General features: G+C 65.9%; 6 protein-coding genes. 5 read left to right on the forward strand and 1 reads right to left on the reverse strand.

The window, feature by feature from the left end; genetic code table 11:
• Positions 1 to 62 precede the first annotated feature (62 nt).
• Positions 63 to 2,837, reverse strand: a complete 2,775-nt coding sequence (locus ACWPV3_RS07535) for a M14 family metallopeptidase (RefSeq protein ID WP_453977463.1) — start codon at positions 2,835 to 2,837, stop codon at positions 63 to 65.
• Between the two features lie 200 nt (positions 2,838 to 3,037).
• Here ACWPV3_RS07535 and ACWPV3_RS07540 point away from each other — a divergent pair, with 200 nt between their 5' ends.
• The 5 genes from ACWPV3_RS07540 (at position 3,038) to ACWPV3_RS07560 (ending at position 10,507) form a co-directional block, all read left to right on the forward strand.
• Entirely contained in the window at positions 3,038 to 3,634 is a 597-nt protein-coding gene (locus ACWPV3_RS07540; protein WP_453977464.1) for an RNA polymerase sigma factor, read from the forward strand.
• Positions 3,606 to 4,556: a FecR family protein gene (locus ACWPV3_RS07545; protein WP_453977465.1), complete on the forward strand. Its 951-nt coding sequence runs from the start codon at positions 3,606 to 3,608 to the stop codon at positions 4,554 to 4,556. The genes ACWPV3_RS07540 and ACWPV3_RS07545 overlap by 29 nt, the downstream gene beginning before the upstream one ends.
• A gap of 141 nt (positions 4,557 to 4,697) precedes the next feature.
• Positions 4,698 to 7,991, forward strand: a complete 3,294-nt coding sequence (locus ACWPV3_RS07550; RefSeq protein ID WP_453977466.1) for a TonB-dependent receptor domain-containing protein — start codon at positions 4,698 to 4,700, stop codon at positions 7,989 to 7,991.
• Between the two features lie 135 nt (positions 7,992 to 8,126).
• Positions 8,127 to 9,374, forward strand: a complete 1,248-nt coding sequence (locus ACWPV3_RS07555) for a dicarboxylate/amino acid:cation symporter (protein WP_313453781.1) — start codon at positions 8,127 to 8,129, stop codon at positions 9,372 to 9,374.
• A gap of 146 nt (positions 9,375 to 9,520) precedes the next feature.
• On the forward strand, positions 9,521 to 10,507 hold the full coding sequence (locus tag ACWPV3_RS07560) for a YciC family protein (RefSeq protein WP_453977467.1): 987 nt from the start codon (positions 9,521 to 9,523) through the stop codon (positions 10,505 to 10,507).
• Positions 10,508 to 10,513: the final 6 nt, after the last annotated feature.

A 10,513-nucleotide genomic window follows, 5' to 3' on the forward strand; every position in this document is an offset into this window, starting at 1 on the left:
CGGGCCGGCTCGGTTCGGACCGCGGCGGGCGTTGGACCACGCCCGCCGCGACCTGATGCAGGCTACTGCTCGTGCGAGACTGCCGGCCCATAGAACAGGGCGTTGAACAGCAGGCGCGTGGAAGCCCGCGCCTGGGCGCGATTGACCACGTCCGGTCCCAGGACGATCACCCGGCCCTGGCCGTGCGGCAGATCCAGCACCGCGTCGGCGCCTGACAGCTTCTGCGGACCGATGGCCCAGCCGCTGGAGACCGCGACCTGCTCCGGATAGCGGACGATGGATGCCCCTTCGCCGGCATGGCGGAAGCCGGTGTTGCGGTTGAAAAAGACGTCAAGCCGGTCTGTGACGCCGAAGGCCAGGGGCCGGCGGTTGTCCACCTCGGTCCGCAACAGGGCGCCGGGGATGAAGAAGTCGGTCGAGGCGGGCGGCTTGCCGTCCGCGCCCAGCAGCACGTCCTGCACTGGCGCGCCCAGGGCGGCGGCCAGACGATGCGAGGAGCCGATGGTCACGACGCTGCCGCCGCCGCGCACGAAGGCGTCGATCTGCGGATAGGTCTTGTCGGCGCTGATGGTCCCCAGCCAAGGGCGATACTCCGCCGGTATGGAGTCGGGCGCGGGTTGGTCGCGCTGGTCCGACAGGTCCGCCGGGATCATGTCGGAGGCGAAAACCAGTACGTCGAAATCCTTAGCCAGGTCGCCGGCGTCCAGACGCTGCGGATAGACGATCTGGAACGGGTATTCATATTGTTCCAGCAACCAACGGGTCCAGCCCGAGGCCATCGAGCCGCCATAGCGGTCCACCAGGCCGATCCGCACGGGCTTCAGGGCGATCTTGTCGCCGCCTGGCGCGCGGGCGGCGGCGTAGGCGTTCAGGCCCAGGTCGCGCACCGCCGCCTCGACGATGGGGCGGGCCTTGTCGTCGGCCGGAATCCACAGGGCGCCGGGGGCCAGGGTGGCGCGGCCTGCGCGGGTTTCGCCTTCCTGCCAGAAGACCGGCACGCCCGCCTTCAACAGACGGTTGGACAGGATGTAGCCGTTGACTGGCGCGTGGTCGATAAGCCAGCCGGCCCGGCCGGAACCTTCGATCTTGCCGGGCGGCGGAGCCATGACGTCGGAGACTCGTTCGGTCGGCGCCTGGAAGCCGTCCAGGATGCGGTCGAACTTCACCCCCATCTGCAAGGCCAGGGTGTAACCGGTGGCGTCATAGGGCAGTTTGGGCGGACCGCCCGGATATTGCAGGTCGTGCGGGTGATCCTGCGGCTCGAACATGTCCAGCACATGCGGGCGATAGGCCTGGGCCGTGCGCACGACATACGAACCGGCCGGATAGGTCTTGCCCTCGACGGTGAAGGCGCGGGTGGCGCGATCCACGTCCACCCCGGTCTTGATCAGACTGTTCAGGAAGGCCACCGCGGTCGGCAGGTCCGCCTGATCCGCCGGGATGACATAGCCGCGCGGGTCGCGCCGTTCGGGCGCATGCAGGATGCGGTCATAGAGGGCGGGATCGATACGTCGGGCGTTCTCGCCGGCCGCCGCCTCCAGGGCCTCCACCCCCGTCGGCGTGATGCGCCAGGTGTCGGTGTTGCCCTTGTCGATGGCGTTCTGGCCCATGCGCCAGATGTTGAACAACAGTCGGTCCTTGTTGCGCGAGGCGTAGTTCAGGACGGCGCGGTTGATGGACTGGGAATATTCGATCGACTGGGCGAAATGCCAGGGTTGCGGCGCGATGGGCATGGGCAGGTCGTTGCGCGGCAACTGGTTGTCCGGGATCAGGCCGATCTGGCTGGGCGTCGGGTGGCCGGTGATCTCGGTCAGCAGGCCGACGGCGTTGTGGAAATAGGTGATGGAGCGCTCCATCCCGTTGTTCCAGGTTGAGTAGTTGGCGCCGCTGCGCATCGTCGAGCCGGGCTTGCCCTCCTCGATCAGGCGGCTGTGCATGGCCGCTCCGACTTCCGACAACGTGCCCATGACCAGGGGGTCGTAGTTGTAGTTGAAGGGGTCGCGGAACGGCGGCATGAACACCACCGTCCCGGCCGGGGCCGTCTGGTGGTGGTTGTAGATGATCTGCGGGAACCACTCGCGGAAAAACTGCTGGTTGACGTTGGTGGTCTCGGCCATGGCCGACAGATAATAGTCGCGGTTGTTATCGTGGCCGACGTACTTCTGGTACAGCACCGGGAGTGAGTTGAACTCGCGCTTCAGCGGGTCGGCATTGCGCATGTACCAGTTGGAGACCAGCTCCATCCCGTCCGGGTTCAGCGGCGCGAACAGGATGACGGTGTCGTTCAGGACGCGCAGGGCCTCGGGGTCCTGGGCGGTCAGCCACTCGTAGACGGTGGCGATCAGGGCCTGGGGCGGGACGGTCTCGGTGGCGTGCAGTCCGCCGTCGATCCAGACCACGGCCTTGCCCTCTGCGGCCATGGCGTGAGCCTCGGCCTCGCTCACGCCCTCGGCCTTGGCCAGGCGGCGCGCAATCTCCCGATAGCGGTCCAGATGGGCCAGGTTCTCGGGCGTGGAGACGATGGCGATGTATTGGGTGCGGCCCTCCGACGTCTTGCCGATCTCCACCAGCTTCATCCGATCGGACTGGCTGGCCAGGGTCTTCAGATAGGCTTCCCACTGGGTGTAGTTGACCAGTTGATAGTCGGCGCCGATGTCGAACCCGAAGGCTTCGCGCGGCGTTGTGATATGAGCCGCTGGCGGCGCGGCGATCGCGGTCGCGGCGGAGACGTTGGGCGCGACGGCCGCTTCCAACGCCAGCACGCTGGTGGACGACAGCGCCAGAAGCGCCAATCCGGTGGTCAGGCCGACGGACAGGCCTGCGATGGAACGGGTCATGCGATCTCCTGGTGCGGTCATTGTGATCGGCCTAATGCGAGGCGCCAGCCCAGCTTGGCCCTTTCGTCGGGGGGACGCAACTTGCGTAACCCCGGTTCAAGACGTGTCGTCGTGTAATTTTCCTCCACCGTATCGGCCAATGGCGGCGAAGATTGCCGGGCGGCTTGAGTCGGACAGTTCGTCCATGCAATGAACGCGGCATGGGGGTATCGGACGAGAGGGCGCTGTGGCTGGCCAGCCACGTCATGCCGCACGAAGCGGGGCTGCGCGGCTGGCTGCGTCGCAGCCGCCAATCCGAATTCGACATCGACGACATCGTGCAGGAGGCCTACGCCAAGCTGGTGACGACGCCGGACGTCGCCGCCATCGGCAATGTCCGGGCCTATTTCTACCGCACGGCCTATTCCGTTCTGGTCAGCCGGTTGCGGCGCAAGAGCGTGGTGTCGATTCATTCGCTGGCCGACATCGAGGCGCTGCAGGCGGCGGTGGACACCATCACGCCCGAAGACCAGCTGATGGCCCGAAACGCGCTGCAACAGCTCAGCGACTTAATTCGCCGCATGCCCGAGAAGACGCAGCGGGTTTTCGTCCTCAGCCGGGTGTCTGGCCTGTCGCAGAAGGAGGTCGCCCGCCAGACCGGCTTCCCTGAAAGCACGGTCGAAAAACATATCGCCAAGGGCTTTTCCCTGTTGATGGACGCCTATGCGAATGGAGGATTCGAAGGGCTTGCAACGTCTAGGGGTGTGAAACAGAAACACAGGCGTGTGCATGGTCGAGCCGACAAGCCAGGACGTTGAACAGACCGCCTGCCTCTGGGCGGCGCGGCTTGACGACGGCCCGTTGCCGGCGGCCGACCAGACGCGGCTAGACGCCTGGCTGACGTCGGACCCCAGACACCTGGGCGCCTTCGCGCGCGCGCGGGCCGTGGCCGTGCACAGCCGTCGGGCCGGGGGCCTGGCCGGCGGCGCGCCGCTGCGGTCGTTGTCGTCCGCGCCTCGCGGAGGGTTGAGCCGTCGCGCCCTGATCGCGGCTTGCGTTCCGCCGGCCCTGGGCGGCGCGGGCGCCTGGGCTCTCCTGCGGCAAAGCACCGTCTCCTTCAGTACGCGCCGGGGCGAGACGCGGGTCGTGCCGCTGGAAGACGGCTCGGTCATGACCGTGAACACCTTGTCCGCCGGCGTCGTCCGATACGGTCAGAGCGCCCGCACGGTGATGCTGAAGAGCGGAGAGGCGCTGTTCAACGTCGTCGCCGACATCGGCCGTCCCTTCGTCGTCCGCTCGGGCGACACCACCGTGGTGGCGAACGGCGCCAGCTTCCTGGTCCGGCGCCTGGCTGACCGGCCGCTTCAGGTCGTCTCGTTCGGCGGCGATGTCGAGATAAAGGGCGATGTCGGACGGCGCCTCAAGCTGGCCGCCAACACCCAGGCTATGGTGCAAGACGGCGCACTGCCTCAGAGCGTGGGTCTGGTGGACGTGGACCGCGAGCTGGCCTGGCGGCGCGGGCGGATACAACTGGAGAACGAGACCCTGTCCCAGGCCGCTCAAGAGTTTTCGCGCTACAACGACACGCCTATCGTCATGGCGGACAGCGGTGTGGCGGGTCTCAGGATCACCGGCCTGTTCGTGGCCAACGATCCCGTCGCCTTCGCCAAGGCCGCCGCCGGCAGTCTGGATCTGAAGGTCGATGTGAACGCCCAGCAGATCGTGCTGGCTCGAGCCTGATTCCGACGCGGCGCTCCTGAAGCGCAATCATGCCGCTGGGGCCGCCCCGGGGCTGATCGATCTTTTTTGGAGGAAATGCGACAGCCCTGCGTCTCAGCAATGACCCGCGGGGGCGGGCGACGTAGACGAACGGGGGCGGGCATGAAAATGTCTTGGAAGCAGGGTTTGGTAGGCGGCGCGGCGGGGATGGCGTTGCTGCTGGCGGCGGGCGGGGCGTGGGCGCAAAGCCGCACCTTCAATGTGCCGGCCCAGCCGATCTCCCAGGCGATCACGGAATTGGCGCGTCAGGGCGGCGTGCAGATTTCGGCGCCGACCGCCCATCTGTCGGGCGTCCGCTCGCGTCCGCTGACGGGAACGATGGATGTCGCGGCCGCGATCGACAGGCTGATCGAGGGAACCGACCTGGAGGTCGTCAGCCAGGAGGGCTCGACCTTCGTTCTGCGCCAGCGCCCTACCACGGCCGGCGCGACCCAGGTCGAGGAAGTGGTCGTGGTCGGCAGCCGCATCAAAGGCACCCGCATCAATGAGGCGCTTCCGGTCACTGTTTTGGGCGGCGACGAGATCGATGCGGCGGCGCCGGTGGACGGCGACGACCTGTTCCGCGCCATCTCTCAGGCGGGAGACGTCAACTTCAACGATGCGGACACGGACAACGGCGGCATCAACAACGCGCGCGGCGACGTCGCATCCATCGATCTGCGTGGTCTGGGCACCGGCAACACCCTGACCCTGCTGAACGGTCGGCGTCTGGTTAACCACCCGGGCACTCAGGTCGAGAATTTCGTGCCGGTCACGACCGTCAACACCAACGCCATCCCGGTGATGGGCGTTCAGCGGGTCGAGGTGCTGGCCGACGGCGCCGCGGCCCTGTTCGGCACCGATGCGGTGGCGGGCGTGGTCAACACCGTTCTGCGCAGCAATTTCGACGGCTTCACCGCCCAGGCCGGCGTGGGCCGCGACGAAGGCGGGATGGAGGAATATTCCTTCAACTTCCAGGCGGGTCGGAATTTCAACGACGGCCGCACCAATATTTCAGTCATGGGTGACTATCTGACCCGCGACCCCCTTTTCATCTGGGAACGGCCCTATGCCACGGTTGCGGGCCGCGCCGCACGGTTCGGGGATCGCGCGACGGGTCTGGACTATGTCACCTACAGCTCGATCACGGCCTGGGCCGAGGGGCTGCGTCTAAACCCGAACACCTACCAACTGGACAAGACCGCCGCTTCGGTCAACGGCCGGCGCCTGACCAGCACCTCCGGCGCCTTCCATGTCCAGCCCTCGACCAACCCCGGCTGCGTGGCCAACGGATTCCGCGCCGGCACCTGTTTCGACGATGGCGTCCTGACCCTCAGCGGCACGAACGAGGACGCCAACCTCCGCTACGACCTGGACACCATGCGGACGATCAGTTCGTCGGTGGAGCGGGCCAATCTCTTCGGCTTCCTGAACCATCGGTTCGACAACGGGGTCGAGGCGTTCGGAGAGGCGGGGTATTATTGGGCCAACACCTGGTCGCAACGCCAGCAGGACACGCCGCTGGACTATCAGCGCGTGCTGTTGTCGCCGACGGCCTATTGGAACCCGCTGGGCGCCGTCGGCGTGACGGCGCGGCTTCCGGGCCTGACGTCGGTCCCCACGACGGGCGCGGCCGTTCAGGTGCAGGATTTCCGCTTCGCCGACCTGGGCAATCGCGGCGTGGATGTCGAGAACGTTTCCACCCGTTTCGTCGGCGGTCTGCGTGGCGAATGGCGCGGCTACGACTGGGAGACGGGACTGCTCTATTCGATGTCCCGCACCGAGGACGTCATGGATGCGGTCAGCATGACCGGCCTGCAGGCCGCCATCAATCGAACCACGCCCGACGCCTACAACCCCTTCGCGGGCGGCGACCTGAACAGTCCCAAGGACGGCGACTTCACCGTCAACAATGCGGACACGATCAACAGCTTCATGGTCAAGGCGGGGCGCACGTCGCGCACCGAGCTGATGCAGTGGGACTTCCATATCTCCCGGCCGGACCTGTTCCAGCTTCCGGGCGGGGATGTCGGCCTGGCCGCAGGCGTCGAGGCGCGGCGGGAGACCTTCAGGGAAACGCGCGACGATCGTCTGAACGGCACGATCAACTTCACCGACCTGACGGGTCAGACCTTCCAGAGCGACATCATGGGCGTGACCTTCACGCCCAACAGTTCGGGGGCGCGCAACGTCTATTCGACCTTCGCCGAACTGGCCGTGCCGATCGTCTCGCCAGAGATGAACGTGCCGTTCGTCAAGTCGATCGATATGCAGCTGGCCGGACGGGTCGAGCACTATTCGCTGTTCGGCACGGTGGGGGCGCCCAAGATCGCCCTGTCCTATCGCCCGACCGACTGGCTGATGTTCCGGGGCGCCTGGTCCAAGGGTTTCCGCGCCCCCAACCTGATGCAGTTGCACCAGCCCGATTTCGAGCGGTCGAACTCGCGCCGGGACTATGCCGCCTGCGCCGTCCAGCTGAAGATCGGGGCGATCCCGACGCTGACGACCAGCAATGAATACTGCACGTCCGAATCCCGCGTGGAGCGGCGCTCGGGCAATCTGGACCTCAAGCCCGAACGGTCCAAGAACTTCACCGCCGGCGTGGTGTTCGAGCCCAAGCTGTGGCCGTCGAAATACGGCGTTCTGACCGCGACCGTCGACTATTGGCGGATCGACCAGACCGATCTGGTGGGCATCTTCGGCGGCACGAACCAGCTGATCATGGACTACTATCTGCGCCAGATCGGCAGTTCGAACCCGAACGTCGTCCGCGCCGCGCCGGACGCGCAGCAGATCGCGGACGGGCAGGCGGCGGGCCTGGCGCCCGTGGGCAATCTGGTCTCGATCAACGACGTCTATCTGAACCTTCAGCCGCGCACCTCGGAAGGCGTCGACTATCGTCTGCACTACAGCCTGCGCCGCACCCCGCTGGGCAGCTTCACCTGGACGCTGAACGCCAGCCAGTGGCTGAAGATGTATCAGGAGCCCAACGACGACTATCAGGTGCTGCTGGACGCCCTGCGCGACGGCGTCATTTCGGGCGTCAGCGTCGGCGGGGTCGAGGAACTGGTGCGCCGCAACGGTCGGCCGGAGTGGAAGGTCACTTCAACCGTCACCTGGCGCAAGGACGCCTGGACGGTCGGCCTGTTCTCCAGCTACGTCGGCGACTATTTCGACACTTCGGCCAATCTGGCGGGGACCAACGACTACTGGGTCGTGCAGGACTGGACCACCCACAATCTGTATGTGCAGTACGAGGTGGAGAAGGGGCCTCTATCCGGCACGCGCCTGAGGATCGGCGCCCGCAACATCACCAACGAGGAGCCGCCGCTGGCCAACGAGCGATTCGGCTACGACGGTCGCCTGCATTCCAATCGGGGACGGTGGTGGTACGCCACGATCCGCAAGGAATTCTGAGGCTAGGCAGGCGTTGCGCCTGATCTGAACGAAGCGATGTTCAAGGGGCGGCGGATATTCGTATATTCGTCGCCCATTCTTCTTTCATGACGCGCCATGGGTCGGGCCGCCGCGTCGAAGCAGGACGATTTTTGCATGAAGCGATTGTTCGCCTATCTCATCATCGGTGCGATGGTCCTGGGGGTCCTGGCGGGCTGGGGACTGAACCAGTTCCTGTCGCCCGAACAGGCCAAGGCCGCCGCGGGCAATCTGAACCTCGTCACCGACATCTTCCTGCGCCTGATCAAGATGATCATCGCGCCCCTAGTGTTCACCACCCTCGTCGCGGGCATCGCCCATATGGAGGACGCCGCTTCGGTCGGCCGCATCGGCGTCAAGACCATGGTCTGGTTCATCGGCGCCTCGGTGGTGTCGTTGCTGCTGGGGCTGGTCATGGTGCAACTGCTGCACCCCGGCTCGGGCATGCATCTGCCGGAGGCGACCGCCGCCGCGACGGCGGCGTCCACCGACGCCTTCTCCCTGCACGGCTTCATCACCCACCTGGTGCCGACCTCCATCTTCGACGCCATGGCCAAGAACGAGATCCTGCAGATCGTCGTCTTCTCTGTCTTCGTCGGGACGGCGGTGGCGTCGCTGGACGACAAGGCGCCGGCGGTGCTGCACCTGGTCGAACAGGCGGCGTCGATCATGTTGAAGGTGACGGAGTTCGTGATGAAGCTGGCGCCCTTCGCCATCTTCGCGGCCCTGGCCTCGACCATCGCCACCCAGGGGCTGGAGATGCTGGCCACCTACGCCAAGTTCGTCCTGGGCTTCTATGGATCGATGGCCACCTTGTGGCTGCTGCTGTTCCTGGCCGGCGCAGTGGTGCTGGGCAAGCGAGTCATTCCGCTGTTCCGCGAAATCCGCACCCCGGCGCTGCTGGCCTTCTCGACCGCCAGTTCGGAGGCCGCCTATCCGCGCATCCTGGATTCGCTGCCCAAGGTGGGTGTGCGCCGCCGCATCGTCAGCTTCGTCCTGCCGCTTGGCTATTCGTTCAATCTGGACGGGTCGATGCTGTACTGCACCTTCGCCACCATGTTCATCATGCAGGCGCACGGCGTGCATCTGAGCATCCATCAGCAGATCTTCATGCTGCTGCTGCTGATGGTGACGTCGAAGGGGATCGCGGGCGTTCCGCGCGCCTCGCTGGTCGTCATCATGGCGACGCTGACCTATTTCGGCCTGCCGGAAGCGTGGATCGCCATCGTTCTGGGCGTCGATCATCTGCTGGACATGGGGCGCTCGGCCACCAACGTGGTCGGCAACTCCGTCGCCGCCGCCGTAGTCGCTAAGTGGGAAGGGGAACTGGATCCCATTCCCGAAGCCGAGGAAGAGCCGGCCTAGCCGCCGAGAACCTTATCGACGCGAAACCCCGCCGGTCCATGATCGGCGGGGTTTTTCGTTTTCTAGCGGCGCTGCGGGAGAGGGTGCTGGCGATCTCAGGCTTGGCCTTATACAACCGAGGCTCACGCTGGCTGACGGAGGGGACAGTGCGCGGAGAGGTTCTGACGTTCGAGGTCGCGACGGGCGAGGGCGCGATCGCCGGCGATGACGGGGTGCGCTATGGCTTCGCGGCGTCCGATCTGCGCGGCGCAACGTCCATTGAACGCGGGCAGAGAGTTGATTTCGTGCCCGGCGCTGACGGTCGGGCCCAAGACATCATCGCCATGCGCCCTGCCTATGTTCCAGCGTCCTCGGGCGGCGCAGGCAGCGGCCAGTTCGACTTCGGCCGTGTGATCTCCAGAACCTTCAACGCCATCAAACAGAACGCCGCCATCTGCTTCGGAGCCTCTGCGCTCCTGGTGGGCGTGCCCAGCATGCTGACCGCATTCGGCGGCGCCAGCTTCATGACAGGGGCCGCAGAGTCGTCTTCCCCCTCGGTGGTCGGCGGTGTGGTCGCCTACCTCGTTGGCATCGTCCTGTATCTGATCGGCGCCTTCATGCTGCAAGGCATGGTGGTCAAGGCGGCGGTCGGCGGGTTCAACGGCAAGCGGGTGACGTTCGGCGAAGCGTTTGGCGTGGGCGTGCAGTATTTTCTGCCGCTGCTGGGTCTGGCCATCGTCGCGGGTATTGCGACGGGCTTCGCCTATATCCTTCTGATCGTGCCGGGCGTTCTGCTGTCGATCATCTGGTCGGTGTCGGCGGCGGCTCTGGTGATGGAAAAGCGCGGCGTGTTCGAAAGCCTGCAGCGCAGTCGTGATCTGACGCGCGGCTATCGCTGGCAGGTGTTCGGTCTCCTGGTCATCTATGTGATCCTGTCGTGGATCGTCGGCGGCGCCATCGCCGGCCTGGGCGTCGCCACCGGCGGGAATTTCACGAACGGTTCGCCGAACCTGGCCTTCAACCTGATCACGCAGCCGCTCGTGAACATCCTGTCTTCCGTCGTCGCGTCGGCGGGCGTGGCGTCGCTCTACTACGAACTGCGCACGGCAAAGGAGGGCGCCGGCGTGGACAATCTCGCGGCCATCTTCGACTGAGGCCGC

The organism is Brevundimonas sp. Marseille-Q4549 (assembly GCF_976940555.1).

Bases quoted from the DNA above. Each gene is read 5' to 3' on its own strand.
- ACWPV3_RS07535 (WP_453977463.1), bottom strand. From the start codon at position 2,837: ATGACCCGTTCCATCGCAGGCCTGTCCGTCGGCCTGACCACCGGATTG.
- ACWPV3_RS07540 (WP_453977464.1), top strand. From the start codon at position 3,038: ATGGGGGTATCGGACGAGAGGGCGCTGTGGCTGGCCAGCCACGTCATG.
- ACWPV3_RS07545 (WP_453977465.1), top strand. From the start codon at position 3,606: ATGGTCGAGCCGACAAGCCAGGACGTTGAACAGACCGCCTGCCTCTGG.
- ACWPV3_RS07550 (WP_453977466.1), top strand. From the start codon at position 4,698: ATGAAAATGTCTTGGAAGCAGGGTTTGGTAGGCGGCGCGGCGGGGATG.
- ACWPV3_RS07555 (WP_313453781.1), top strand. From the start codon at position 8,127: ATGAAGCGATTGTTCGCCTATCTCATCATCGGTGCGATGGTCCTGGGG.